At 31.2% G+C, this 25995-nt stretch carries 28 protein-coding genes; 23 read left to right on the top strand and 5 right to left on the bottom strand.

All coding sequences use genetic code 11. The annotated features are described in order from the left end of the window. Positions 1–9 precede the first annotated feature (9 nt). Complete coding sequence (gene ccoS / locus FJR03_RS03240) at positions 10–228, top strand: cbb3-type cytochrome oxidase assembly protein CcoS (protein WP_193114224.1); 219 nt, start codon at positions 10–12, stop codon at positions 226–228. 39 nt (positions 229–267) lie between these two features. Here the strand turns inward: ccoS and FJR03_RS03245 are convergent, their stop codons facing one another. Further along, positions 268–558: a c-type cytochrome gene (locus FJR03_RS03245; protein WP_193114225.1), complete on the bottom strand. Its 291-nt coding sequence runs from the start codon at positions 556–558 to the stop codon at positions 268–270. Between the two features lie 113 nt (positions 559–671). On the opposite strand from FJR03_RS03245, the gene rfaD reads away from it, so the two are divergent. Genes rfaD through FJR03_RS03260 form a run of 3 tightly spaced genes read left to right on the top strand, consistent with a single transcriptional unit; the run spans position 672 to position 3664 of the window. Continuing rightward, a complete protein-coding gene (gene rfaD, locus FJR03_RS03250; RefSeq protein WP_193114226.1) occupies positions 672–1679 on the top strand; it encodes an ADP-glyceromanno-heptose 6-epimerase in 1008 nt (335 codons plus the stop codon). Continuing rightward, complete coding sequence (gene rfaE1, locus FJR03_RS03255) at positions 1680–3086, top strand: D-glycero-beta-D-manno-heptose-7-phosphate kinase (protein ID WP_193114227.1); 1407 nt, start codon at positions 1680–1682, stop codon at positions 3084–3086. Then, complete coding sequence (locus FJR03_RS03260; RefSeq protein WP_193114228.1) at positions 3080–3664, top strand: YfaZ family outer membrane protein; 585 nt, start codon at positions 3080–3082, stop codon at positions 3662–3664. The genes rfaE1 and FJR03_RS03260 overlap by 7 nt, the downstream gene beginning before the upstream one ends. On the opposite strand, the gene waaF is transcribed toward FJR03_RS03260, so the two are convergent. Further along, positions 3653–4627 carry a lipopolysaccharide heptosyltransferase II gene (gene waaF, locus FJR03_RS03265; protein ID WP_193114229.1) on the bottom strand — a complete coding sequence of 325 codons (975 nt, stop codon included), beginning with the start codon at positions 4625–4627 and terminating at the stop codon, positions 3653–3655. The genes FJR03_RS03260 and waaF overlap by 12 nt on opposite strands. Continuing rightward, the gene (locus tag FJR03_RS03270; RefSeq protein ID WP_193114230.1) at positions 4624–5904 is read right to left on the bottom strand and encodes a glycosyl hydrolase; all 1281 of its coding nucleotides are present in this window, start codon (positions 5902–5904) and stop codon (positions 4624–4626) included. Before FJR03_RS03270 ends, waaF begins: the two co-directional genes overlap by 4 nt. A 58-nt stretch (positions 5905–5962) precedes the next feature. Between FJR03_RS03270 and FJR03_RS03275 the strand changes: the two genes are divergently transcribed. Further along, entirely contained in the window at positions 5963–6928 is a 966-nt protein-coding gene (locus FJR03_RS03275) for a glycosyltransferase family 9 protein (protein WP_193114231.1), read from the top strand. Here the strand turns inward: FJR03_RS03275 and FJR03_RS03280 are convergent. Beyond that, positions 6914–7672: a glycosyltransferase family 2 protein gene (locus FJR03_RS03280; RefSeq protein ID WP_347402124.1), complete on the bottom strand. Its 759-nt coding sequence runs from the start codon at positions 7670–7672 to the stop codon at positions 6914–6916. The two genes, FJR03_RS03275 and FJR03_RS03280, sit on opposite strands and share 15 nt — an antisense overlap. After that, positions 7662–8402, bottom strand: coding sequence for a lipopolysaccharide kinase InaA family protein (locus FJR03_RS03285; RefSeq protein WP_193114232.1), 741 nt, complete (start codon positions 8400–8402; stop codon positions 7662–7664). The genes FJR03_RS03280 and FJR03_RS03285 overlap by 11 nt, the downstream gene beginning before the upstream one ends. 59 nt (positions 8403–8461) lie before the next feature. Here FJR03_RS03285 and FJR03_RS03290 point away from each other — a divergent pair, with 59 nt between their 5' ends. The 18 genes from FJR03_RS03290 to FJR03_RS03375 all read left to right on the top strand — a co-directional run bounded on the left by FJR03_RS03290 (position 8462) and on the right by FJR03_RS03375 (position 25921). Then, the gene (locus tag FJR03_RS03290) at positions 8462–9484 is read left to right on the top strand and encodes a glycosyltransferase family 9 protein (protein ID WP_193114233.1); all 1023 of its coding nucleotides are present in this window, start codon (positions 8462–8464) and stop codon (positions 9482–9484) included. Then, positions 9474–10556, top strand: coding sequence for a glycosyltransferase family 4 protein (locus FJR03_RS03295; RefSeq protein WP_193114234.1), 1083 nt, complete (start codon positions 9474–9476; stop codon positions 10554–10556). The genes FJR03_RS03290 and FJR03_RS03295 overlap by 11 nt, the downstream gene beginning before the upstream one ends. Before the next feature lie 57 nt (positions 10557–10613). Further along, entirely contained in the window at positions 10614–11801 is a 1188-nt protein-coding gene (locus FJR03_RS03300; RefSeq protein ID WP_193114235.1) for a UDP-N-acetylglucosamine 4,6-dehydratase, read from the top strand. Beyond that, the gene (gene rfbA / locus FJR03_RS03305; protein WP_193114236.1) at positions 11802–12677 is read left to right on the top strand and encodes a glucose-1-phosphate thymidylyltransferase RfbA; all 876 of its coding nucleotides are present in this window, start codon (positions 11802–11804) and stop codon (positions 12675–12677) included. Continuing rightward, positions 12670–13707, top strand: coding sequence for a dTDP-glucose 4,6-dehydratase (gene rfbB / locus FJR03_RS03310; RefSeq protein WP_193114237.1), 1038 nt, complete (start codon positions 12670–12672; stop codon positions 13705–13707). The genes rfbA and rfbB overlap by 8 nt, the downstream gene beginning before the upstream one ends. A 241-nt stretch (positions 13708–13948) precedes the next feature. After that, on the top strand, positions 13949–14611 hold the full coding sequence (locus FJR03_RS03315) for an acetyltransferase (RefSeq protein ID WP_193114238.1): 663 nt from the start codon (positions 13949–13951) through the stop codon (positions 14609–14611). Positions 14612–14613: 2 nt separating this feature from the next. Beyond that, the gene (locus tag FJR03_RS03320) at positions 14614–15426 is read left to right on the top strand and encodes a phytanoyl-CoA dioxygenase family protein (protein ID WP_226962168.1); all 813 of its coding nucleotides are present in this window, start codon (positions 14614–14616) and stop codon (positions 15424–15426) included. Beyond that, positions 15423–16328, top strand: coding sequence for a glycoside hydrolase family protein (locus tag FJR03_RS03325; protein ID WP_193114240.1), 906 nt, complete (start codon positions 15423–15425; stop codon positions 16326–16328). Before FJR03_RS03320 ends, FJR03_RS03325 begins: the two co-directional genes overlap by 4 nt. Next, a complete protein-coding gene (locus FJR03_RS03330) occupies positions 16325–17020 on the top strand; it encodes a WbqC family protein (protein WP_193114241.1) in 696 nt (231 codons plus the stop codon). Before FJR03_RS03325 ends, FJR03_RS03330 begins: the two co-directional genes overlap by 4 nt. 3 nt (positions 17021–17023) lie before the next feature. Further along, positions 17024–18160 carry a dTDP-4-amino-4,6-dideoxygalactose transaminase gene (gene rffA, locus FJR03_RS03335; protein WP_193114242.1) on the top strand — a complete coding sequence of 379 codons (1137 nt, stop codon included), beginning with the start codon at positions 17024–17026 and terminating at the stop codon, positions 18158–18160. Next, positions 18161–19285 (top strand): hypothetical protein, encoded by a 1125-nt coding sequence (locus FJR03_RS03340; RefSeq protein WP_193114243.1) that lies wholly within the window; start codon positions 18161–18163, stop codon positions 19283–19285. A gap of 8 nt (positions 19286–19293) precedes the next feature. Beyond that, positions 19294–20436 (top strand): LegC family aminotransferase, encoded by a 1143-nt coding sequence (locus tag FJR03_RS03345; RefSeq protein ID WP_193114744.1) that lies wholly within the window; start codon positions 19294–19296, stop codon positions 20434–20436. Continuing rightward, a complete protein-coding gene (locus FJR03_RS03350) occupies positions 20433–21011 on the top strand; it encodes a NeuD/PglB/VioB family sugar acetyltransferase (RefSeq protein ID WP_193114244.1) in 579 nt (192 codons plus the stop codon). Before FJR03_RS03345 ends, FJR03_RS03350 begins: the two co-directional genes overlap by 4 nt. After that, the gene (gene neuB, locus FJR03_RS03355) at positions 21008–22006 is read left to right on the top strand and encodes an N-acetylneuraminate synthase (RefSeq protein WP_193114245.1); all 999 of its coding nucleotides are present in this window, start codon (positions 21008–21010) and stop codon (positions 22004–22006) included. The genes FJR03_RS03350 and neuB overlap by 4 nt, the downstream gene beginning before the upstream one ends. Further along, entirely contained in the window at positions 22003–23160 is a 1158-nt protein-coding gene (gene neuC, locus FJR03_RS03360) for a UDP-N-acetylglucosamine 2-epimerase (RefSeq protein WP_193114246.1), read from the top strand. The genes neuB and neuC overlap by 4 nt, the downstream gene beginning before the upstream one ends. Next, positions 23161–24207, top strand: coding sequence for a nucleotidyltransferase family protein (locus FJR03_RS03365; protein WP_193114247.1), 1047 nt, complete (start codon positions 23161–23163; stop codon positions 24205–24207). Continuing rightward, positions 24207–24896, top strand: coding sequence for an acylneuraminate cytidylyltransferase family protein (locus FJR03_RS03370; RefSeq protein ID WP_193114248.1), 690 nt, complete (start codon positions 24207–24209; stop codon positions 24894–24896). Before FJR03_RS03365 ends, FJR03_RS03370 begins: the two co-directional genes overlap by 1 nt. After that, complete coding sequence (locus FJR03_RS03375) at positions 24893–25921, top strand: polysialyltransferase family glycosyltransferase (RefSeq protein ID WP_193114249.1); 1029 nt, start codon at positions 24893–24895, stop codon at positions 25919–25921. Before FJR03_RS03370 ends, FJR03_RS03375 begins: the two co-directional genes overlap by 4 nt. Positions 25922–25995 lie beyond the last annotated feature (74 nt).

Genomic DNA, 25995 nt, shown 5'->3' on the forward strand with positions numbered 1-25995 from the left:
GAACTTTAAATGGATAATTGGGTTGTAGCAATGATGTTAGGGGCTTCATTACTATTAGGTGGTGTAGCTCTTATCGCTTTTTTATGGGGATTGAAAAATGGTCAATTTGATGATGAAGAAAAATTTTTAAATGCTGTTAAGTTTGATAATGAAGAGGATTTAAATGATGCTATTAATCAGGAAAAAAAGAAAGAAGAGTTAAGAAAAAAAGTATATAAACCAGAGTAGAAATGAGTTGCCAAAAGGCAACTCGAAATAAAAGTAAAATTATTTACCGATAGTTTGTGAAAAAGCGTCTAATTCAGCGTCAGAGTATTTAGCTACTTGACCTTTCATAACACCTTTCATTGGTCCACCGTAAGTACCAGCTTTGTAACCTTTAAGAGCATCAGCAATTTCTGCATGAGTCATATCTGCAACAACTTTAGATTTACCCATTGCGTGTTTTTCCCAGTTAGCACCGTGACATGCTGCACAAGCTTTACCGTTTACTGGTGCAGCCATAGCCATAGTTGATACTGCAGCAGCAGCGATTGAAGCAACTAGTAGTTTTTTCATTTTATTTCCTTAATTTAAAGTTTCGGCTACATTATAATACTTCAAGTCTTAAATACTTGTTAATAAAGATAAAGGTATTATTATATTTAGAAAAGATATTTATGGATGTGAAAATGAGATACATTGAAGATGATTTAAAAGATAAAACTATACTTATTACAGGTGGTGCAGGATTTATTGGAAGCAACTTGGCTTTTTACTTTCAAAACAACCATCCAGAGGCAAAAGTTGTAGTTCTGGATTGTTTTAGAAGCGGTGAGACTTTTAGTAATGGTAATTTAAAATCTTTTGGACATTTTAAGAACTTAATTGGTTTTAGTGGTGAAGTGATTAGCGGCGATATTAATGATAAAGATCTTCTTCTTACTTTAGAAGCTGATTACAAATTTGATTATATTTTTCATGAAGCTGCAATCTCTGATACAACTGTATTAGAGCAAGATCTAATGGTCAAAACAAATGTGAACGCATTTAAAGATTTATTAGATCTTGCAGTTGCTCACAAGGCAAATATGATTTATGCATCTTCTGCTGCAACTTACGGCGGTAGCGATACTTTTAAAGTTGGGCATGAAGCACCAAACAATGTGTATGGATTCTCAAAAGTGATGATGGATAATATCGCATATGATTATATGAAAACTGCTGATATTTCTATTGTTGGGCTCAGATATTTCAATGTTTACGGAGCAAGAGAGTATTTTAAAAATACAACAGCTTCGATGGTTTTACAGTTTGGTCACCAACTTTTGAGCGGAAAAAATCCTCGTTTATTTGAGGGAAGCGATAAAATTTTAAGAGATTTTATTTATATCGAAGATATTATTCAGGCAAACATTAAAGCAATGGCACCGAAGAAAAGCGGTGTTTATAATGTAGGAACGGGTAAAGCAAGGTCTTTCCAAGATATTGTAGATATTTTACAACGTGAATTAGGGACTACTGCTACTTGTGAGTATATTCCAAACCCATTTGTGGGGTCATACCAATTTTTTACACAGGCAGACATAGAAGATACGAAAGAGTTTTTAGGGTATGTTCCAGGATATGAGATGGAAGAGGGTATCAAAGCGTATGTTGCAGAGATAAAACGTATTTATGAAACAGAAGTGAAAAAATAGATGAATATTCTTGTTGTCGGTGATTTAATGATTGACCACTATCTGTGGGGTTCTTGTGAACGTATCTCTCCCGAAGCACCTGTTCAGGTTGTTGATATTGCAAAAGAAACAGCAGTTCTTGGCGGTGCCGGAAATGTTATAAATAACCTTAAATCTTTAGGAGCAGAGGTCAGTGTAGCAAGTGTAATCGGTGATGATGAAAATGGAGCTGAACTTACTGGTATGCTTCAGGATATCTCTGTTGATACTTCTAACTTGGTAATCCAAGAGGGACGTCACACTTCAAAAAAATCTCGTATTATTGCGGTAAGTCAACAGATACTTCGTTACGACAAAGAATCAAAAGATGATATAGAAGCTGCATCAACAAAAAATATTGTAGAGTCTTTAAAAAATAATATAGAAGAGTATGATGCAATTATTTTATCTGACTACGGTAAAGGTGTTTTAACAGAGGAGTTATGTCAGGCTGTTATCTCTTTAGCTAAATCGAAAAACAAAAAAGTACTTGTTGATCCAAAAGGAAAGGACTTTTCTAAATATAAAGGTGCTTATCTACTTACTCCAAATAAAAAAGAAGCTCAAATTGCTACAGAGATTGATATAGTTGATGAAAATTCACTAACAGATGCTCTTTTAAAATTAAAACAAGAGTGTGATCTTGATATCTCTATGATTACATTAAGTGAAGACGGTATTGCGACATATGATGAAAAACTGCATATCTCTCCAACCGTTGCAAAAGAGGTTTTTGATGTAACGGGTGCAGGTGATACTGTAATCGCATCTATGGCATATGCACTAAGTCTTGGCAAGTCGATCGAAGATTCTGCAGCATTTGCAAATCTTGCAGCGGGTGTAGTTGTTGGAAAAATCGGTAGTGCTACGGTAACAATTGATGAGATAAAAGAGTATGAAGCCTCTTTACATAAATCTACATCTGATGCACATATTAAAAGTTTTGAAGATATTAAACGTCTTGTTGACAGATATAAGGTAAACGGCAAAAAAGTAGTATTTACAAATGGGTGTTTTGATATCTTACACGTAGGGCATGTAAAGTATCTCCAGGTTGCAAAAAGTTTTGGAGATATCTTGATAGTGGGATTAAATTCAGATGAGTCTGTATCACGTCTTAAAGGTCCTACTCGGCCTGTTAATATTGCTGAAGATAGAGCTTATTTACTGGCGGCTTTGGAAGCAGTTGACTTTGTTGTCCCATTTGAAGATGATACACCGTATGAGCTTATTAAAATGATTGAGCCCGATGTATTGGTTAAGGGTGGAGATTACGAAGGAAAAGTTGTTGTCGGAACAGAATTTGCTAAAGAGTTAAAACTCGTTGACTTTGTCGATGGCAAAAGTACGACAAAAACTATAGAAAAAATTCAAGGACAGACATGTTAAAACAATTAGCAATCTTAAGTGTGTGTGCAGCTTCTGCATTTGCATTACATACTGCAGAGATCAATATTAATGATAAAGATTTAGAAGTTGGAGCACAATTTGATATGGGGCAATTCAACGATACTGTTGAACCAAATACTATGTTCGTTGGTGCTAGATTTTTAAATGCTGACGGTGATCATTCAGAGGTTAAAAATGCTAATATCGATCCTCTAGTTGAAGCAAACCTTTTAATGATGAAAGATGTTGGTAGTACAGGTTTTAGACTTGGTATGGGTGTTAAAGCTGAATTTACAGAAAACTATACGGCACTTCCATTAGGTGTAGAAGGTTCATATACAATTTCATCAAAAGAGTTTGTACCTATGCATTTAAATGCTGCTGTATATTATGCTCCACAAGTTTTATCTTTAAGAGATGCTGATAGTTATTTAGAGACTAGAATTAGCTTCGATTTAGAGGTGATACCAAACGGAAATATCACTCTAGGATATAGAAACATAGAAACAAACTATGAAAACAATCAAGACTTTAGATATAACCGTTCTGGATACTTAGGTTTTAAATTAAAGTTCTAAAGATTTAACAGCTTCGATAACTTCCGAAGCTGTTATGCTCTTCATACAATCATGATGCTTTAGCGGGCATTCTCTCTTCATACATGGACTACAATCCATCTCATGCCTTACAATTGTACTTTTTTCATTTTTCCACTGACAAGTCTCTTTGTATTTTGTCGGACCGAAAATAGCAACAGTTGGTACTTGATAAGCAGCTGCGACATGCATAGGGCCACTATCATTTGTTATAAATAATGAACATCCAGCAATGTTCGCACATAACTCTTCAATCGTAGTTTTTCCTGCAATATTTTTGTAGTTCGTAACTCCTAAAGAGATGAGGTTTTCTTCGATCTCTTTTGCCATCTCAACTTCATTAGGTCCACCAAAAATTAAGATGTCGTACTTATCTTTATAGTATGCAGCCACTTGCGCAAAACGCTCAGGATACCATCGTTTCGCACTTCCATATGTCGCTCCGGCATTGATACCTAAAGTTGGATTTTCAAATCTATTTTGCTGAATATAGAGTTTTAACGGTGGTATATCTCCATCAAAGTTATCGACATTAACCATTGCCAGTTCTACATACTGTTGAACTAAATGTTGATCTGTTTTTATCTTTGGTATGTGAGAGAGCAAAAGTTGTGAATGCCACGATTTTCTCGCAACTGTTAAAACAGTATCTGTAAAACGTAAAAGTGTAGATGAATGGATCTGGTTTCTAAAGGTAATTGCTAAATCAAAACGACCGAGTTGTTTTGCAAGTTTATAAGTAGCAGCCAAACGTGAAGAGGCTTTTTTTGTTTCATCTACAATCGCTGACTCACAAAGTGGGTGGTGTTTAAGAGCTTCAATGGAGACGTAACTGCCGATAAATGTAAAATGTGCATTTTCATAATATTTTGCCAAGAGCTCTATTGCCGGAGTAGCCATTACAGCATCTCCTAGCCAGTTTGGAAGTACTACTAATATTCTCATAAACAATTCACCTTTTCTCCAACCTCTTTTGTGATAAAAATATAAAGCGGTGAAGCACCTATCTTTAGTATCTCATCTTCGATCATAACACCATTTTTATCATGTACTTCAAAAAACTCTTCATTTTTCAGTGTCGTATCTTTCAATGACCAGTGTATTTGTACAAGTTGTTCATTTATCCATGCTTGAAGTATGTAATAGTCTCTTTTTATATCAAGTCTTAAGAACTGAGCATTTTTAAGTGTTTTAACCATATATGCATATGTATTAAATGCTTCACGTTTTTTAAGTCCTTCTCTGTTGTCGATAAGTCCGTAACCCGGTGCGATTAACTGATGCCAAGAAACATAATCTACCTGCTGTGATGCGAAAGATAAAAGATAATAACGTAACATGTAGTTTGCATACATCTCTTCACTAATACACTCATATTCACTTGTTGGTGCATATGGTGCAGTGCCTTGAATTGGCCAGTTTGTTTCAGTAATGTAGAGTTTATGTTCCGTCTTTGGACTTAATGTGATCATACTTCCAAGCAGTGCTATCTTATCTGAGAGTGTAAATCCCAGTTGCATATTTTCAGGGGCACCGCGTCTGTCTACATATAAAAGCGAGGCAATACCGTCATATTTTAATTTGAAAAAGTTAAAGAGAGTATGGGCTGTAAAGTGATATTCAAAATCAATCACTTCACTTCCAATTAGATTTAATTCAGGAAACTCATCGTTCTTAAGATCATAAGCTACTTGAAAAAATTTGAGATATTCATTAACACTAAAAAAGCCCCATTTTGCACGATTGATCGTAGAACCGATCTCAAAGATATTTACATTTTTAGATAAGGCAGAAAAAATCTTTCTTAGATCGTTTTTTAAAAGTTCTAAATCTTCAATATGTTCGCGATCTTGCATAATCTTTAGTGTAATTTGTTTCTCTTTACAGTTATCTGTAAAGCTTACCAGCTCATCTAAGCTTTCTATCTCCCAAAGTTTACATCTAAGTAAGATACTTTCAACACCTATCTCATCTATATACTCTAAAGTTTTTTGACTCTCTCTTTGAAAATCAATACCTAAAGTAAAAAATTTTTTGGAATCTACAACTTTTCTTTTGACAAAGGGCATAGCCATTACAGAAAGGGGGAGGATGATTAGAGAGAGCAGTATTGTTTTTATTAATGAGAAAAGCTCTTTTTTTCTCATTTTCTTTTTAAAGTTTCTATCTTTTATAATTGCCGGTTGATCGGAATAGTTATCCCACTTAAAAGGTTCATTCATAAGTGCAATTATATCTTTTTTAAGATAATATATCACTAAATTAATATGGTTTGTAATAATGAATATTTTAGTAGTAAGAAATGATAAACTCGGTGACTTTATAACGGCACTTCCCTCAATTTATGTGCTTAAAAATTATGATCGAAACAATAGAATTGTAGTGTTGGTAGCACCTTTAAATAAAGCGTTGGCTGAGAGTTGTGAGTTTATAGATGAGGTGATTGTTGATGAAAAAGATAGTTCTGTATTTTCACTTGCTTCTAAAATAAAACAAGCTAAGATAGATGCCTCGATCACACTTTTTTCAAATACACGTGTAGCTCTTGCTCAATTTTTTGCAGGGATAAAAACAAGAATAGCACCTGCAACTAAAATAGCGCAAATTTTTTATAATAAAAGAGTAATACAAAGACGCAGCGAAGTGAAAATGGCTGAGTTTGAATACAATCTACAACTTATACGTGAACTATTTCCTGACATCTCTCTAGAGTTTCCAAAGCCGCTTTTACAATTTGATGATGCTAAAGAGATCTATGCAAAGTTTTGTAAAGACAACAGTATAGAAAAAGATGTTATAGCTTTTCATGTCGGTTTTGGCGGTTCGTCTGATGCTAACTGGAACTTAGATGAGTATGAAATCTTAATCCGTGAAGTGTTAAAACAAGATAAGTATCAAGTCGTACTTACTTTTGGTCCTGATGAAAAAGGACTTTGTGAAGAGATGCAAAGAATACTTGAAGGAGAAAATATTGTTTTTTATCTCTCTACAGACGGATTGATTACCTTTGCAAAACTGATAAGTAACTTTAAACTCTTTGTGTCAACTTCAACGGGAACTTATCATGTAGCTAGTTTAGTCGGAACTGCAACGATGACATTTTTTGGAGACTCTTTGTTCGCTAGTTCAAAACGTTGGAAAAGTGTGGGAGATGAAAAGCTGCAAAAGCACTATATGCTGCCTGTTGATGAGCAAAAGCGCCAAGCAATTTTTGAAGAGGTGAAAAAAGAGTTAGTCTCTTTTTAACTCTTTGTTAAATTCATAGAGTTTGATATACTTGTAAAAGTTAGTTACCATGTGAGAGTAAGCGATAATAAGTCCTACATATCCGTCACGGAAACCTTGCTTAAAAATATAAGTTTTTATAAAAGAATAGGCTCCATTGAAAAATGCTTTTGCTGGAGATGATGATTTTTTTCCTGCATTATTTTTTGCAAATAGAGTTGAATATGTATTTGCTTTGTTAACAAATTGTTCGATCGACTGGTAACTGTAATGTTCAACATTTCCATCTAAAAGTTCAATATTAAAACCATCAGTTATGATATCTTCGTGTACATCGTTGGAATTGTAAGAAGTTTTTGTTTTATTATAGAGTCTTTTAATTTTTTGATTGTTCCATCCACAGTATTTCACTTGGATATCTTTGTAAAAAGCTTTGAAATTAAGTTGATAGACTGTATTTTGATTTAGCTCTTTATATTGAAGTGTTTGAAAGAGTTGTTCATCTACCACTTCGTCGCTGTCAATTATTAGGATCCACTCATTTTTTGCAAAAGAGGCTGCTTGGTTTTTAGTCCAGCCGAAACCTTTAAATTTCCCTTCAATAAGATTTACATTTGAAAAATTTTTTACAATCTCCATTGTTTGATCAGATGAACCGTTATCATAAACTACGACATCTTCAAAATTTTCAAGACTTTTAAGAGTTTTTTCTATTGTAACTTCGTTGTTTTTTGCAAGAACGACTACAGATATATTACCAATCAATCTCTTTTCCTTTTAGGCGTTTTTTGAAATTTTTGATCTTTTTGTTTTTGAGTGAATAGTGACAAATTAAATCGACAAATTTTTTATCGGCAGAAAAATGTTTAATATACTCATCACCTATTATTCGTAAGTCCTCATCTATTGCCCATAATTTTGCAAAGCTTTTAGCACGATCGGAAGTTGAAAATTTAAAGAATTTCATACGATTGATATCGACAATTTTAAACTCATAAGTGTCATTATTTTTCTTGATCAAAATATTCCCGGGAGAATAATCATCATGAAATATACCGGCTTCATGAAGTTGAAAGCTAAAAAGTCCGAAAGCTCTTAAAATAGCTTCTCGATCTTCAAAATTTCGATCAAGAAGAGGCTCTCTGATAGTAAAGTCATAAGAGAATTTTTCACTGATGAAGTAACTCTCTTTTAGAAGTTTTGTAGAATAAAACTCTATATATCCTATAGGAGTTGGTGTAAAGTCTCCAATTTTAAGAGCATACTCATAAGATTTTTTTGCTTTAGAGTCTCGAAAAAAAGAGTAGACAATACGATTGATAAAGTTTGGTACCTTGAAAGATTTAACGATTGTATCAATACCGTCATAAGCAATTATTTTTAATTCATTTCTTGCTTTATGAATAGTGTTGTGATTGTCATAAAAATAGCTTTTTATATTTAATAAAAAATCTTCTAACTTATCCTTATACAAAGGATTTATTTCGTATTTCATTTATCTCTCATAATAGGTTTTGTATAATTTGGTTGAATTATATAAAAAAAGGGATTATATTGAAGTTAAATTTTCGTAGAGGGAGTGCTTTTGCATCTAAAAAAGCACATAAGTATTTAGAAACGATTACTCCAAAGGATGTAGAAAAAATTACTGTGATCCGTCATGCAGCAATCGGTGATTTTATGAATATACGCCCTTTCTTAATAGAACTTCGCAAGTTTTTCCCAAATGCAAAGATAACGTTGAGTGTAGTTAGACATTATATGTATGGTATTCCAGAAGATTTGATAGATGATGTACATGTAATAACAAGATATAAAGAGGATGGGACTAAGACAGGACTATTTCAGAGAATCAAAGAAGCAAAGACATTAGCTGAACAAGATATCATTTTCGATTTAACAGATAGTACTTTGAGCCTTTTCATTGTAGCTCTGGCAAATGCAAAACTAAAAATAGGATATCCTTACAGAGCACTTCGCAGAGCTTTTTTTGATATTGCAACACTTAGAAGTGATTTTGTGGTTGAAGCACAGTCTATTATGCATATGTTGAATATTTTAGGTGCTAAAACAAGGTTTCCATTAGTTTACGGTAATGAGAAAAGATATCCAAAAAAGGATCTTAAACAAATTGTTTATTTTGCAGGTGCATCGACGGAAAAGAAGTGTTGGGAAAAAGAGAAGTTTAGAAGTTTGATAGATAAAATTTCAGATGATTTTCCTGAGTATAATCATATTGTCTTACAAGGAATAGGGGAGAATGAAAAGTTCTTAGAAATTTATAAACCTTTATCTCACAAAGAGAATGTTTTACTGCAAGAAAAAATGCCTATTGAAGAAGCTATGAAGTTTATCTCTAAAAGCAGATGTTTAGTTTCAAATGATACTGGTGTTAGAAATATGGGGATAGCATTAGAAACTCCTACAATTGGGATTTTCTTTCAAATACCTCCATTTCGTTATTGGCCGCGTGAAGATAAACATGATTGTGTGTTTAACATAGAGTATACATCTCCTGACGTTGAAGATGTATATATTGCAACAAAAGAGATGATTGAGAAGTTATATGAAAAATGAAAACATTCTAGAACTTTGTTTGGCCCCTGGGCTTGGTGGACTAGAAATGTTTGTTGCAAGTTGTTATAACAACTTTTCAAAACAAACTTCTTGTAAAGTTGTAATAGCAGCAAATTCAAAGTTAGATAGTTTTTTGGATATTTCTGATAAGTTCTATATTAAAAGAAGCAAATTTTTTCCTATATTTCCAGCTTTAAAATTAGCAAAATACATTGATCAAAACGAAATAGATATCATCCATTTTCATTGGACAAAAGATATTATTACCGCAGTATTGGCAAAAGTTTTGAGTAAACGTAAACCAAAACTTGTACAAAGCCGTCATATGGGGATGACACGTTTTAAGGATGATTTTTACCATAAATGGCTATATAAAAACATTAACATGATGCATGCCGTGACCAATGAAGTAAAAGGGCAGTTAGAAAAATTTATACCTGAAGATGTCAGACCTAAGTTGGAAATGGTGTATCTCGGCACCGAGGTTAAAGATATTGATCAAACTATAGTTGAAGAGCTTCGTAAAAAATATAATTTAACGGATCAATTTGTTGTGGGAATTGTAGGGCGTATGCAAGAGGAAAAAGGGCAACATAAAGTGATCGAAGCAGTTGCCAAACTCAAAGACTTAAATATAAAAGCATTTATAGTTGGTTCTGCGATGTATGATGAATACCTTCACAAACTCGAGCAAATGATCAAAGAGTTTGGTTTGGAGGATAAAGTTGTTTTGACAGGTTTTACAAAACAAGTAAACGAATATATGCAGTTGTTTGATGTAAACGTTTTAGCAACAGAACATGAAACTTTCGGGCTTGTTGTCATTGAAGCGATGGCAAATAAAATTCCTATGATCGCAACAGCAAAAGGCGGGCCTTTGGAGATCATAGATGATGGGAAAGATGGATTATTATTTGATGGAACGAGTGATAACTTGGCTCAAAAAATAGAACTGCTATATAATAATAAAGAGCTGGTCCAAACTATTGCTCAAGCAGGGTATGAAAAAGTTATGAAAAAATTTAATATGTCTAGACAGATGAAAAAGTTATATGAAGTGCTAGTGCAATAGATTTAGTTTATACAAAAAGATATAATTACAAGAGAGATAGAAAATGGAAAGAATAAAATGAATTTTTTAGAGTTAATTGGACGAAAAAAGGAACTGTTTTTAAGTGATATTGAAAGAAGTGAAGAAGAATTAAGTACAATAGTGTCAGCATCTTCTTTCCTTGTAATAGGTGGGGCTGGTTCGATAGGCCAAGCTGTTACAAAAGAGATTTTTAAGCGTAATCCTAAAAAATTACATGTGGTAGATATTTCCGAAAATAATATGGTTGAATTAGTAAGAGACATTAGAAGTAGTTTTGGATATATAGATGGAGATTTTGCTACTTTTGCACTAGATATTGGAAGTCGAGAATATGATGCTTTTATTAAAAATGATGGTCAATATGATTATGTTTTAAACTTATCAGCTTTAAAACACGTAAGAAGTGAAAAAGATCCATTTACTCTTATGCGTATGATTGAAACTAATATTTTTAATACAGATAAAACACTTCAACAGTCAATTGAACATGGAACAAAAAAGTATTTTTGTGTAAGTACAGATAAAGCTGCAAATCCTGTAAATATGATGGGTGCTAGTAAAAGAATTATGGAAATGTTTGTGATGAGAAAATCAAAACAAATAGATGTTTCAATGGCTCGTTTTGCAAACGTGGCTTTTAGTGATGGCTCACTTTTACATGGTTTTAATCAAAGAATACAAAAACAACAACCTATAGTAGCTCCAAGTGATATTAAACGATATTTTGTAACACCTCAAGAAAGTGGTGAACTTTGTTTAATGAGCTGTATTTTTGGAGATAATAGAGATATTTTTTTCCCAAAATTAAGTGAAAACCTGCATCTGATAACTTTTTCTGATATTGCTATAAAATATTTAGAAGATTTAGGTTATGAACCTTATTTGTGCAAAAATGAAGACGAAGCGAGAGAATTAGCAAAAACATTGCCTAAACAAGGTAAATGGCCTTGTTTATTCACAGCAAGTGATACTACTGGCGAAAAAGATTTTGAAGAGTTTTTTACAGACAAAGAGATCTTAGATATGGATAAGTTTGAAAATCTTGGAATTATTAAAAATGAAGCTATTTATGATGAAGAGAAACTAAATAGCTTTAAAGAAGTAATTAATCAATTTAGACTGAATCTTTCATGGTCTAAAAATGATATTGTTAAAGAGTTTTTTAAACTAATTCCAGATTTTGGACATAAAGAAACAGGTAAATATTTAGATGGGAAAATGTAGATGAAAGGGATTATATTAGCAGGCGGAAGTGGTACAAGATTATATCCTATAACAAGAAGTATAAGTAAGCAGTTACTTCCAATATATGATAAGCCGATGATATATTATCCTCTTTCAGTACTTATGTTAGCTGGTATCAAAGAGATACTTATCATATCAACTCCTGAAGACTTACCTAAATTTGAAGAACTTCTTGGAGATGGTGATGACTGGGGTGTAAAGTTAGAGTATAAAGTTCAAGCATCACCTGATGGACTTGCTCAAGCATTTATTTTGGGTGAAGAGTTTATAGGTGATGACAATGTTTGCTTGATACTTGGTGATAATATTTTTTACGGAAGTGGATTAATTACTATGGTGCAAAAAGCTGCATCTTTAAAAGAAGGTGCTATTATATTTGGATATCAAGTTAAAGATCCTGAAAGATTTGGTGTAGTAGAGTTTGATAATAATAAAAGTGCCATAAGTATAGAGGAAAAACCCAAAAATCCTAAATCAAACTTTGCAGTTACAGGATTGTACTTTTACGATAATGATGTAGTGAAAATAGCAAAAAATGTAAAACCATCTCATCGAGGAGAATTAGAGATTACAACGGTAAATCAAGAGTACCTTAATAGAAAAAAGTTAAAGGTTGAACTTCTAGGTCGAGGATTTGCATGGCTAGATACTGGAACTCATGATAGTCTTATAGAAGCTGGACAATTTGTACAAACGATAGAACATAGACAGGGATATAAAATAGCTTGTTTAGAAGAAATTGCTTATAATAATGGATGGATAGATAAAGATAAAATTCTTGAAATTGCAAAGCCGTTATCTAAAAATGGATATGGTCAATATCTTTATGACCTTGTAAAGGAAAATGATGTTTAGTAACAATAATAAAACAATTTTACTAACAGGATGTGCCGGCTTTATCGGCTCAAACTTTATACCTTACTTTTTAGAAAAATATCCGGATTACAATTTAATCAACCTAGATCTCTTAACATATGCAGGAAACTTGGAAAACCTGGAAGAGTGTGAAGAGAATCCTAGATATAAGTTTATAAAAGGAGATATCTGCAACCGTGAACTTGTAGAATTCATATTTTCTGAATATGATATTCAAGGTGTTATCCACTTTGCAGCAGAATCTCATGTTGACAACTCCATTAAAAACCCCGGAGTGTTTGTAGAGACAAATGTAAATGGTACTTTTACACTTTTAGATGTAGCATATAAATACTGGATGGAAAAACCATTCACTTACAAAGAAAAATATAATAAGTGCAGATTCCACCATATCTCAACAGATGAAGTATATGGAACACTGAGTGATGATCCTAACGATCTTTTCACAGAAGAGACACCGTACTCTCCAAACTCTCCATACTCAGCTTCTAAAGCCAGTTCAGATATGTTCGTAAGAAGCTATCAAGAGACTTACGGGCTCAATACTGTGATCACAAACTGCTCAAATAACTACGGTCCGAAACAACATGATGAGAAACTAATCCCTACTATTATCAGAAAAGCACTAGCAAATGAACCAATCCCAATTTATGGTGACGGTAAAAACATCCGTGACTGGTTATATGTACTTGATCATTGTAAAGGTATAGACTTAGTGTACCATACAGGTAAAGAAGCAAATGTGTATAATATCGGTGGACGTAATGAGAGAACAAACCTTCAGATAGTAGATCGTATCTGTAGTATTTTAGATGAGAAAGTTCCACAGGCTAACGGTAAAAGTTATAAAGAACTGATCACTTTCGTAGAAGACAGAGCAGGACATGACAGACGTTATGCAATTGATGCTACAAAACTAGAGAATGAACTTGGCTGGAAAGCTGATGAGAACTTTGATACAGGTATTGTAAAAACTGTTAGATGGTATTTGAAACAATATAATATATAATTTTATATATTGTTAGATTAGGAAATTTAACAAAGTTTTTTTTAATATTGTGAATCATAACTATGAATTATAAAGAAAAACAAAGAAAATTTTTGAAATTTCTAAAGTAAATGAAAGTGGAGGATTATATTTAATCAAGAAAATGAATAAAACTGATAAATTTATAATCTTTAAGATTTATAACATTTGAAAAATATTTGGAGCTTTTAGATTAGAACAAAGATAGGAGATATAGTAAAGAATGAAAAAATTAATAATTTTTGGTATAGGTGAGCAAGCGGAAATGGCTTATTATTATTTCCAAAATGACAGTTCTTATGAAGTGGTAGCTTTCACTGTAGACAAAGAATATATAAGAGATAAAGAAGTTTTGTTTGATTTACCTATTGAGAAATTTGAAAATATAGAAGAAAAGTATTCTATAGAAGAATATGAGCTATTTATTGCTATAGGCTATAATAAAATTAATAAAACAAGAACGGAAAAATATTTAGCTTGTAAAGATAAAGGTTATAAAATAGCTTCATACATAAGTTCAAAAGCATCTATTTTTACAGATAAAATTGGAGAAAATGCTTTTATCTTAGAAGACAATACTATTCAGCCATATGTTCAAATTGGAAATAATGTAACTCTTTGGAGTGGAAATCATATAGGTCATCATAGTGTAATACAAGATAATTGTTTTATTACATCACATGTTGTAATTTCTGGTGCTTGTAATATTGGTCAAAATACTTTTATAGGTGTTAATGCAACTCTCAGAGACCATATTAAAATAGGGCAATTTAATGTGATAGGAGCTGCTGCAGTAATACTTGGTAATACAGAAGATAATAAGGTGTATATGGCAACAGCTACAGAAGTCTCAAGAGTACCTAGTAATAGATTAAGAGGAATATGAAGTTGAAAGATAATTTTTATGGAAAACTTACACAGATCGAGTGTAATAGTGATATAGATTTATATGTTGAAGAAATAAAGAATGATGGATTTGCAATTATTGAAAATGTATTAACTCAAGAAGAATTGAATATTTATAGAGAAAAAATTGATGTAGTATACAAACAACAAGAGATAGATTTTGGACTTGATAAATTAAACTCTATTAAAGAAAAAAACATGTGTAGAATGCCTTTAAAATATGATGATTATTTTATCAATATAGTAACAAATAAGACTGTTTTAGATGTGGTTAGAAAATTTTTAGGTGATTTTTTTATTTTGAATCTTCAAAATGCAATCATAAATATTCCAAATGAGGAACATCATCAAAGTTCATGGCATAGAGATTTGCCTTATCAGAACTATGTTATTTCTAACCCTTTGTCAATCAATGCACTTTTTTGTATAGATGATTTTTCTATTGAGACAGGGGGAACTATTGTAGTTCCTTATACTCATAAAACTGAAGTTTTGCCATCAGATAAATATATTGAAAAACATGCTGTAACAGCTGTAGCAAAAGCAGGATCTGTTATAGTTTTTGATTCTATGCTTTTTCATAAAGCAGGATATAACTCATCAAATAATATAAGAAGAGCAGTAAACCAACAATATCAAATACCACTTTTAAAACAGTTTTATAATTTTCCAAAAGCTTTGAATGGTAAATTTTCAAAGGATAAGTTTTTAGCTCAACTACTAGGTTATACTTCCCAAGTTCCTTTAGATGATATTGAATGGCGAAATGAACGAATAAAAAGGATGTCAAAATGAATTGGAAGAAATTAGGACAAATTTTTATTTGTAGTCCAATTGATGAATATTTAATATCACATGCTTCGAATCCATTAGCAGTACATTTACAAGATGATATATACAGAATATTCTTTAGTGGAAGAGATAAAAATAATAAATCATCTGTTGGGTATGTTGATATAGATATCATCAAGCAATTAGTAATTTGTATGTGTGAAAAAGTAGTTGTAAAGTATGGAAAAGAAGATAGTTTTTACTCTCATGGTATAAGTATAGGGAATATGTATAAAGTAGATAATAAAAACTATATTCAATTCATGGCATGGCAAATTCGTAATGGTGGTCATTGGAGAGGAGATATCGGAAGGCTTGAAGTTAGCGAAGACTTTACGAGCTTAGAACTTAATCCTAATAATGTCTACATTGGGTGTAATAATGAGGACCCTATAAGCCTTTCTTATTCTTGGATAATGCAAGATGAAGAAATTTATAAAATGTGGTATGGTTCAACGATAGATTGGTCCAGTGAAAATGGAGAAATGATTCATGTAATTAAATACGCTACTTCTAAGGATGGAGAAAAATGGGAACGGCATGGATTGGCAATACCTTACGAACTAGGTGTTGCTCAAGCTTTTTCAAGACCTACTGTTATCAAAGATAAAGAAGGTTATCATATGTGGTTTTCTTATCGCTCTGGTAACGGCATAAAATATAGGATAGGATATGCTCATAGTAATGATGGCTTAAGGTGGGATAGAAAACAAAATTCTGGGATTGATGTTAGTGAAAATGGTTGGGACTCTGAAATGATATGTTATCCATTTGTATTTGATCACAAAGATAAAAGATATATGCTTTACAACGGTAATGACTATGGTAAAACTGGCTTTGGATTAGCTGTGTTGGAGGATGAATGAAAAAAATAGCAATACTACAATCTAACTATATCCCTTGGAAAGGTTATTTTGACCTTATTAATATGGTAGATGAATTTATACTTTATGATGATATGCAATACACAAGAAGAGATTGGCGAAATAGAAATAAGATAAAAACACATCAAGGTTTGAAATGGTTAACAATCCCAGTGGAAGTTAAAGGCAAATATTTTCAAAAAATAAATGAAACTAAGATAAATAATAAAGATTGGGCGAAAAATCACTGGCAGCAGATAAAACAGAACTATTCAAAAACACAATATTTTAAAGAATATAAGGACCTTTTTGAAGAGATATACTTGACATGTGATGAAGAGTATTTGAGTCAGATAAACTATAAATTTATTAGTGTTATAAATGAGATCTTAGATATAAAAACAACAATAAGATGGTCAAGTGAATTTGAGTTGGTCGATGGACAAACAGAAAAATTGTTAGGCATTTGTAAAGATTGCAATGCAGATATTTATGTTAGTGGGCCTGCTGCAAAAGATTATTTTGATGAAGAACTGGCAAATAAAGAGAATATCCAAGTAGAATGGATGGACTATAGTGAGTATAAAGAATACGAACAGTTGCATCCACCTTTTGAACATGGTGTGAGTATTTTAGATTTAATATTCAACGAAGGAGTAAATGCTACTAATTTTATGAAGAGTTTTAGAGAATAGTTTATGGAAATAGGATTTAATAAAGCACCTTTTACAGGTAATGAAGAAAAATATATATTAGAGTCAATAAATAGTGATAAAATCTCTGGAGACGGAGAGTTTACAAAAAAATGTCATAAATGGTTCGAAGAGAAACTACAATGTAAAAAAGCACTTTTAACTACATCTTGTACACATGCATTGGAGATGGCTGCACTATTATTAAATATACAAGATGGTGATGAAGTAATTATGCCATCTTATACTTTTGTATCTACTGCAAACGCTTTTGTTCTTCGGGGAGCAAAAATAGTTTTTGTAGATATTCGTCCAGATACGATGAATATAGATGAAAGTAAGATTGAACAAGCCATAACAAATAAAACAAAGGTAATAGTTCCTGTACATTATGCTGGTGTTGGATGTGAAATGGACACTATTATGCACTTAGCAGAACAATATAATTTGTTTGTTGTTGAAGATGCAGCTCAAGGAATGATGAGTACTTATAAAGGTAAACCACTAGGAACGATAGGACATTTAGGAACATTTAGTTTTCATGAAACCAAAAACTATACTAGTGCTGGAGAAGGTGGATTACTGATTATTAATGATAATAGATTTAAAGAACGTGCTGAAATTATAAGAGAAAAAGGTACTAATAGAAGTCAATTTTTTAGAGGCATGGTTGATAAATATACATGGGTAGATATTGGTAGTAGTTATCTAATGAATGATGTAAGTGCAGCATATTTATGGGGAAATTTAGAATGTGTAGATGAAATAAATCACAACAGACTGGAAAATTGGCAAATATATTTCAATGGCTTGAAAGAGTTAGAAACTAGAGGATTTATAAAGCTACCAATTATTCCGAAAGAATCTATGCATAATGCACATATGTTTTACATAAAGGTACAGGATTTGAAGACAAGAACAGCTCTTTTAGACTACTTAAAACAACATGATGTCTTGGCGGTTTTTCATTACATTCCACTTCATTCATCTCCTGCTGGAAGGAAGTTTGGTGATTTTATAGGTAGAGATGAATTTACTACGAAAGAAAGTGAATTGTTGATTAGACTGCCATTGTTTTATAATATAAAGCACAGTTCTGTTCAATATGTAATAACGAAAGTTAGAAATTTTTTTGGAGATTAAATGAAACAAAAAGACTTTAAAAAGAAGCATGTCTTTTGCATTGTAGATAATGATACTTTTTCCTACTTGATTATTGACTCTCTTATTAATAAATTAGGATTGGAAGATGTTGATATTAAAGTTTTAGTATTTCCTTCTGGAAGTATTTTAAATACAAATTATAAAAGATTGCCAAAAATTGAATATATTGAGTATGACTCAAAGTTACTTCTTTATATGGAAGAAGTAAAGTCTTTTACATTCATATCATTAAATAATTGGAATGTACCTATAATTAAAGAGATTTTTGATTTAAAAAAAGAACTTCTAGATAAAGTATATATCTATATAACTGATGATGAACTTGATAGATGGCAAAAAAATATTAATAAATATGGCATATTAACAAAGGAAACTAACAATCATATTTCAGAAGATTTATTGTTTTTACTTCCTAAATTAAAAAACTTTATTGCTCCTAAATATTATTACTATGATAAGATAACAAAAATCCTTAATCGAAATAACATTAGTGTAATAGATTCATCTGGAATCTTTGAAATTTTACTTACAAAAGATTCCAATAATTTATTTACTGTAATTAATGAGATGGAAAATACAAAATTTTCAGGCAAACAGATTATGATTGGTACAAAAACAAATGTATTTTCTGTACGAGAAATCATTAAAGTTATTAATTCATTTCGTTCTATAAATATATATCAAGAATATAGCTTTATTGTAATGTTGACATTGAAGAAAAGAATATATCTTGATATGTATCTTTTTTATTTACAGTTTTTCAAAAAAATTAAAGTGAAAATAAATTACTTTTCTCAAATGACGCCTTTCTTATATAATGTTTTATTGGCTTCTAATTCACATCTTATTTTACAGCCAAGAGGTGGTGTGAGTAGTGCAAGACTTTTTGTAAAATGGGGTTGTGGTAGTTTGTGTACTGCAACAGGTTCTTCTAATTCAAATGTTTTTGAAAAAGTTTATAAAACAAAATGTATTTTTTTTGATAATTTAGAACATATTGCAAAATCAATTGTAACGAGTGAAGTTGATATCGTCATGAATCAAGAAGCAGTAGAAAGTGAAGAATTGAGATCAATTGAATTTCTTAGAAAAGTTTATAATTAGAGGGTTATATTATGCAAAAGATCATTGATTTTATACAGTACACGTTTAATACAAAAGAATTTATACCTTTGCATGAACCAAGATTTCTAGGAAATGAAAAAAAGTATTTAAATGAATGTATTGATTCTACTTTCGTTTCAAGTGTAGGAAAGTATGTCGATACTTTTGAATCAGAATTTGCAAAATTTGTTGGTAGTAAATATGCAATAGCAACAGTAAATGGAACAGCGGCACTCCACATAGCACTTCTATTGGCTAATGTTACAAAAGAAGATGAGGTTATTACACAGCCGTTAACATTTATTGCAACATGTAATGCTATTAGTTATTGTGGTGCAGAACCTGTTTTTATAGATGTAGATTTAGATACAATGGGAATGAGCCCTGAATCTTTAAAAAACTTTTTAGAAGAACATTGTGAATTAAAAGATAACCGTTGTATTAACAAAACTACACAAAAAGTTATAAAAGCATGTGTCCCTATGCATACATTTGGTCACGCTTGTAGAATTAGTGAAATACAAGAGATATGTGAGCAATGGTTTATTAATTTGGTTGAAGATAGTGCAGAAAGTTTAGGAAGCTATTATAAAGGGCAGCATACGGGGACATTTGGAAAACTAGGTGCTTTTAGTTTTAATGGAAATAAAATTATTACATCGGGTGGAGGAGGAGTTATTGTTACAGATGACGAAGTACTTGCAAAACGGGCCAAGCATCTTACAACAACAGCAAAAATTCCACACCCGTTTGAATATGTACATGATGAGATAGGATATAACTATAGAATGCCTAATCTCAATGCTGCTCTGTTAGTTGCACAGCTAGAACAACTAGAAAAATTTTTAGAATCAAAAAAGAAACTTGCATCAATATATGCAGAGTTCTTTTCTTCAAAAAATAGTATTAAGTTTATTTCTGAACCAGTTGATTCGAGTTCTAATTATTGGCTGCAAGCTGTTATGATGAGTACAAAAGAAGAGAGAGATTCATTTTTAGAATTTACTAATAATAATAGTGTAATGACACGACCAATATGGAAACTTATGAATGAACTTCAGATGTTTCAATCTTGTCAAACAGATGGACTAAAGAATGCAAAGTTTTTAGAAGAACGAATCGTTAATATCCCTAGTAGTGTACGAATATGAGTAGAGAAAAAATAGTGTTAATTGGCGGTGGAGGACATTGTCATAGTGTTATTGATGTTATTGAACAAGAAAAAAAATATGATATTATTGGCATTGTTGACCAAAGGGATAACATAGGTAAAAAAGTTTTAGATTATGAGATAATTGGTTGTGATGATGATTTAGATAAAATATTTTTAACTTCTTCAAGAGCTGTTATAACAATAGGGCATATTGAATCAAATCAATTAAGAAAAAAACTCTATAAAAAGTTAAAAGCAATTGGTTTCTCACTACCTGTAGTAATTTCTCCTTTAGCCTATGTCTCTAATTATTCACAAATAGGAGAAGGGACAATTGTGATGCATCATGCATTAATAAATGCTAATGTAAAAATTGGTAAAAACTGTATAATTAATACAAAAGCTTTAATTGAACATGATGTGATTATAGAAGATAATTGTCATATCTCAACAGCTAGTGTCTTAAATGGTGGCTGTCAAGTTAAAGAAAATACTTTTTATGGTAGTAATGCTGTTTCAAAACAAACAACAGTTATAGAAGGTTTTGTAAAAGCTGGGAGTGTAATTAAATGAATCATGTATTTATCATCGCAGAAGCAGGGGTAAACCATAACGGTTCCATAGAACTTGCTAAGAAACTTATAGATGTTGCAGTTGAAGCTGGAGCAGATGCTATTAAATTTCAAACATTTAAAACAGAAAACTTAGTAAGTAAAAATGCTAAAAAAGCACAATATCAAAAGCAAACTACAGATAAAGATGAATCTCAGTTTGAGATGATCAAAAAATTGGAATTAAATGTAGACGCCCATACAGAGTTAATGACCTATTGTAAAAAGAAAAATATTATGTTTTTATCTACACCTTTTGACCATGATAGCATAGAACTTTTAAATGACATGGGATTAGATATATTTAAAATTCCAAGTGGAGAGATTACAAATTTACCATATTTAAGACATATAGGAAAACTAAATAAAAAAATTATCTTATCAACGGGTATGTCAACAATTGGTGAAATTGAAAATGCGTTGAATGTTTTAGAAAGTGCAGGAACACAAAAAGAGAGAATAACTATACTTCATGCAAATACGGAGTACCCTACGCCAATGCAAGATGTAAATCTCAAAGCAATGGTGACAATTGGAAAAACTTTTGATATACCTTATGGATATAGTGATCATACTTTAGGTATTGAGGTCCCCACAGCAGCAGTGGCAATGGGTGCGCAGTGTATAGAAAAACATTTTACTTTAGATAAAACGATGGAAGGACCTGACCATAAAGCTTCTTTAGAACCGGATGAGTTAAAGGCTATGGTAAAAGCTATTAGAAATATTGAAATAGCTCTTGGTAGTAGTGTAAAAAAACCAAGTATAAGTGAAAGTAAAAATATTGAAATTGCTAGAAAATCAATTGTTGCAAAAAAAGAGATTAAAGCAGGTGAGACTTTTAGTGAAGATAATCTGGATATAAAACGACCTGGTAATGGGATCAGTCCAATGAGATGGGATGAGATTGTTGGTTTAACAGCACAGAAAGATTATTTGGAAGATGAATTGATATGAAAAAGATTTGTGTAGTTACTGGTACAAGAGCTGAATATGGACTGTTATATTGGTTGATCAAAGCTATAGAAATAGATACTGACTTAGAATTACAGTTAATTGTTACGGGAATGCATTTAAGTCCGGAATTTGGACTCACTTTTAAAGAGATAGAAAAAGAGTTTAAAGTTAATAAGAAGATTGAGATACTATTATCATCAGATACCCCAATAGGTATTTCAAAATCGATGGGATTAGCACAAATTTCATTTGCTGAAACTTATGCTGATTTGAACCCGGATCTTATTGTTGTGTTGGGTGATCGATATGAAATCTTAAGTGCAGCTGCTACAGCAATGATAGCACGAATTCCTATTGCACATTTGCATGGTGGAGAAATTACTGAAGGGGCTTTTGATGATGCAATCAGGCACAGTATTACAAAGATGAGCCATTTACACTTTACAGCTACAGAGGAATATAAAAATAGAGTAATTCAACTTGGTGAAAAACCTGAAAATGTTTTTAACGTTGGAGGCATGGGTATTGAGAATATTAAACGATTAAAGTTATTGTCAAAAGAAGAGTTTGAAAAGTCTATAAACTTTCAGTTAAATAAACGAAATATATTAGTGACATTTCATCCTGTAACTTTAGAAAATGAAACAGCAGAGGAACAATTTAAAGAGTTGTTATCCGCTATAGACGAACTTGATAATACAAATATTATTTTTACAAAGGCCAATAGCGATACAAATGGAAGAATTATTAATAGTATGATCGATGAATATGTTTCACAACATTCTACTAAATCAATAGCTTTTACATCAATGGGACAATTAAGATATTTAAGCACATTACAATATGTAGATGCAGTAGTTGGAAATAGCTCAAGTGGATTATTGGAAGTTCCAAGTTTTCATAAAGGGACTATAAATATTGGTGAACGACAACAAGGTAGAATAAAAGCACAGAGTGTAATTGATTGTAAACCAAATAAAGAGAGTATTTTAAATGCTTTTATTCAATTAGAAAGTAAAGAGTTTCAAGATATATTACTTACTGTAAAAAATCCGTATGGTGATGGTATTGCGAGTGAAAAGATAATTAATATCTTAAAGCAAAAAGATTTAAAAAAACTATTAAAAAAATCATTTTATGATTTAGGTAAATAAATGAAAAACATAGACAGTTTAAAACTAAACATTAATTCAACTATAAAAGAAGCATTAGCAATTATAGATCAGGGAGCTTTACAAATAGCACTAGTAGTCGATGAACATGGTACATTGTTAGGAACAATAACGGATGGTGACATACGTAGAGGATTGTTAAAGGGTTTAGAGCTTGATAGCTCTATAGAAACAATTATATATAAAACACCTACAATAGCAACTATCAGCGATACAAAAGAAGAAATATTAAAAGTGGCATTATTGAAAAAGCTACATCAAATTCCAATAGTTAATGCTGAGGGAAAAGTTGTCGGTCTTAAGGAAATTGAAGAGCTTATCAAGCCGAAAACAAAGACAAACAAGGTTGTTTTAATGGTTGGTGGCTTAGGGACAAGACTACGTCCGCTTACTGAAAATGTTCCAAAACCAATGTTAAAAGTAGGTGATAAACCTATATTAGAAACTATTGTAGAAAAGTTCGCAGAGTATGGGTATATTAATATTATTATGTGTGTAAATTATAAATCACATATAATTCAAGACTATTTCGGTGATGGAAAAAAGTTTGGAGTAAATATCGAGTATGTTTTAGAAGAGCAAAGGATGGGTACAGCCGGTGCATTAAGTCTTTTAAAGGAAAAACCTACTGAACCGTTTTTTGTAATGAATGGTGATTTACTAACAAATGTAAATTTTGAACACCTTCATGATTATCATCTTTCTAATAACGCATTGGCTACTATGTGTGTAAGGGAATATGATTTTCAAGTTCCTTACGGGGTTGTTAATATTGAAGAGAGTAAAATATTATCAATAGCAGAGAAACCTGTACATAAATTTTTTGTGAGTGCAGGGATATATATGCTTTCTTCTGAAGTTTTAGAATATATTCCGAAAAACGAATTTTTTGATATGCCAACATTATTTGAAACATTAATAAGTAAAAATAAAAATGCTATCTCATTCCCTCTTCGAGAATATTGGCTTGATATTGGAAGAATTGAAGAATATAAAAAGGCCAATGAAGAGTACAATGAGGTATTTTAATGTTTTTAAATAAAACATATTTAGCAATAATACCTGCACGAGGAGGCAGTAAAAGGTTACCACGAAAAAATATTTTAGATTTAAATGGAAAACCTCTTATTACTTGGACTATTGAAGCAGGTATGAAATCTAAGTATATTGATAAAGTAGTTGTTAGTAGTGATGATGATGAAATTTTAAATAAATCAAAAGAATATGGTTCGAAAACGATAAAAAGACCTAATGAATTAGCTACTGATACATCTACAACTTTTGATACTATAAAACATACTATAGAAAACATGGAAGAGTATGATTATATAGTTTTACTTCAACCTACTAGTCCACTTAGGAATGAAAAGCATATAGATGAGGCTATAAAACTTTTAGAAGAGAAACAAGCTGATGCCGTGATCAGTGTTTGTGAATTAGACCATAGCCTCCTTTGGAGCAATACTTTACCAGAAGATAAAAATATGAGTAATTTTTTAAGAAATGAAGTGAATAATAAAAGAAGTCAGGATTTAGAAATATACTATAGAATAAATGGTGCTCTTTATATCTGTAAAACAGAAAAGCTTTTAGAAAATAAAGGTTTTTTTCTAAAAGAAAATATTTTTTCATATATTATGGAAAGAAAATACTCTATTGATATAGATGAAAAGATAGATTTTCAAATTGCACAGTTATTTATGAAGGAAATTGTATGAAGAAACATAGTTTATCTATTGTAGCTTCACCTTTACAGCTACTTAATGCTATGGAGGCTGTAAACTCTTTTTCAACTAACGAAAATATATTGTTATTAATGTACAACTCCTCTTTAAATAAGACAGATTTTCAACAAAAAATCAACCTACTCAACAAAGAAGAGTGGGATAAAATAATTTATTATGATTTAGCTAAAATAAGGAAGAAAAAACGTTTCTTTGAACAGGTGAAATTAATAAAAGAGCTAAAAAAAGACAAATATGATTATTTATTTGTTGGAGATTTAGGAACTATACAACAGGCTTTAATGGCTAATTTAACTACGAAGAATATATATTTAATAGATGATGGAACATTGACACTTTCAACTTATGATGTATTAAAAGATAAAAATTTTTTTCATAAGTTTTCTTTCTCAAAGAAACTAAAATTATTACGATATTTATTGGCAAATTTAAAGTTTAGAATCAAACAAGATATCAATTTCTTTACTATTTATAATTTAGAACCTTTACCTCATATAAGCATTAAAAAACATGATTTTTCTCATTTAAAGAATGCTAAACTGAAGTTATGTGAACAAAGTAACGATATTTATATCTTAGGTCAGAAACTAGTTGAGGTTGGTTTTATCGAAAAAGAAAAATATCTAGAGTATTTGGAAAAAATAATTAAGAGATTATTGATAGAATATACGGGAAATATTATATATATACCTCATAGAGCTGAAATAATAACAGACGATTATAAAGAGTTAGAGAATGAACGCTTTTCGATAAAGAATGACATTTCAGAAGGTCCTATTGAGATCTTTCTTCTTAAAAATGGGATATATCCATCAGTAATAGTTTCTTTTTTTTCATCTGCATTGTTTAATTTAAAGAAAATTTTTCATGAATCAACAGTACTTGCGGTCAAGATTGATAGAAATGATTTAAAAGTGCAGAATGATAGATTAGAAACTATTAATAGAAGTTATAGCCTTTTGGAAAATGCAGGTGTTGTTATTGAGAATTTTGAATAGAATTATTTTTTAAATAGAATATGATTATAATATTATTTAATTGTTGTTAATATATAAAAAATAAGATTAAGAGG

It is taken from the genome of Sulfurimonas marina (assembly GCF_014905095.1).
GTDB lineage: Bacteria > Campylobacterota > Campylobacteria > Campylobacterales > Sulfurimonadaceae > Sulfurimonas > Sulfurimonas marina.

Bases quoted from the DNA above. Each gene is read 5' to 3' on its own strand.
- FJR03_RS03330 (WP_193114241.1), top strand. From the start codon at position 16,325: ATGAAAAAAATAGCAATACTACAATCTAACTATATCCCTTGGAAAGGT.
- FJR03_RS03260 (WP_193114228.1), top strand. From the start codon at position 3,080: ATGTTAAAACAATTAGCAATCTTAAGTGTGTGTGCAGCTTCTGCATTT.
- rfaE1 (WP_193114227.1), top strand. From the start codon at position 1,680: ATGAATATTCTTGTTGTCGGTGATTTAATGATTGACCACTATCTGTGG.
- neuB (WP_193114245.1), top strand. From the start codon at position 21,008: ATGAATCATGTATTTATCATCGCAGAAGCAGGGGTAAACCATAACGGT.
- FJR03_RS03370 (WP_193114248.1), top strand. From the start codon at position 24,207: ATGTTTTTAAATAAAACATATTTAGCAATAATACCTGCACGAGGAGGC.
- FJR03_RS03245 (WP_193114225.1), bottom strand. From the start codon at position 558: ATGAAAAAACTACTAGTTGCTTCAATCGCTGCTGCTGCAGTATCAACT.
- FJR03_RS03275 (WP_193114231.1), top strand. From the start codon at position 5,963: ATGAATATTTTAGTAGTAAGAAATGATAAACTCGGTGACTTTATAACG.
- rfbB (WP_193114237.1), top strand. From the start codon at position 12,670: ATGTTTAGTAACAATAATAAAACAATTTTACTAACAGGATGTGCCGGC.
- FJR03_RS03340 (WP_193114243.1), top strand. From the start codon at position 18,161: ATGAAACAAAAAGACTTTAAAAAGAAGCATGTCTTTTGCATTGTAGAT.
- FJR03_RS03300 (WP_193114235.1), top strand. From the start codon at position 10,614: ATGAATTTTTTAGAGTTAATTGGACGAAAAAAGGAACTGTTTTTAAGT.
- FJR03_RS03295 (WP_193114234.1), top strand. From the start codon at position 9,474: ATGAAAAATGAAAACATTCTAGAACTTTGTTTGGCCCCTGGGCTTGGT.
- FJR03_RS03270 (WP_193114230.1), bottom strand. From the start codon at position 5,904: ATGAATGAACCTTTTAAGTGGGATAACTATTCCGATCAACCGGCAATT.
- FJR03_RS03315 (WP_193114238.1), top strand. From the start codon at position 13,949: ATGAAAAAATTAATAATTTTTGGTATAGGTGAGCAAGCGGAAATGGCT.
- neuC (WP_193114246.1), top strand. From the start codon at position 22,003: ATGAAAAAGATTTGTGTAGTTACTGGTACAAGAGCTGAATATGGACTG.
- FJR03_RS03365 (WP_193114247.1), top strand. From the start codon at position 23,161: ATGAAAAACATAGACAGTTTAAAACTAAACATTAATTCAACTATAAAA.
- FJR03_RS03375 (WP_193114249.1), top strand. From the start codon at position 24,893: ATGAAGAAACATAGTTTATCTATTGTAGCTTCACCTTTACAGCTACTT.
- rfbA (WP_193114236.1), top strand. From the start codon at position 11,802: ATGAAAGGGATTATATTAGCAGGCGGAAGTGGTACAAGATTATATCCT.
- ccoS (WP_193114224.1), top strand. From the start codon at position 10: ATGGATAATTGGGTTGTAGCAATGATGTTAGGGGCTTCATTACTATTA.
- FJR03_RS03285 (WP_193114232.1), bottom strand. From the start codon at position 8,402: ATGAAATACGAAATAAATCCTTTGTATAAGGATAAGTTAGAAGATTTT.
- waaF (WP_193114229.1), bottom strand. From the start codon at position 4,627: ATGAGAATATTAGTAGTACTTCCAAACTGGCTAGGAGATGCTGTAATG.
- FJR03_RS03350 (WP_193114244.1), top strand. From the start codon at position 20,433: ATGAGTAGAGAAAAAATAGTGTTAATTGGCGGTGGAGGACATTGTCAT.
- rfaD (WP_193114226.1), top strand. From the start codon at position 672: ATGAGATACATTGAAGATGATTTAAAAGATAAAACTATACTTATTACA.
- FJR03_RS03325 (WP_193114240.1), top strand. From the start codon at position 15,423: ATGAATTGGAAGAAATTAGGACAAATTTTTATTTGTAGTCCAATTGAT.
- rffA (WP_193114242.1), top strand. From the start codon at position 17,024: ATGGAAATAGGATTTAATAAAGCACCTTTTACAGGTAATGAAGAAAAA.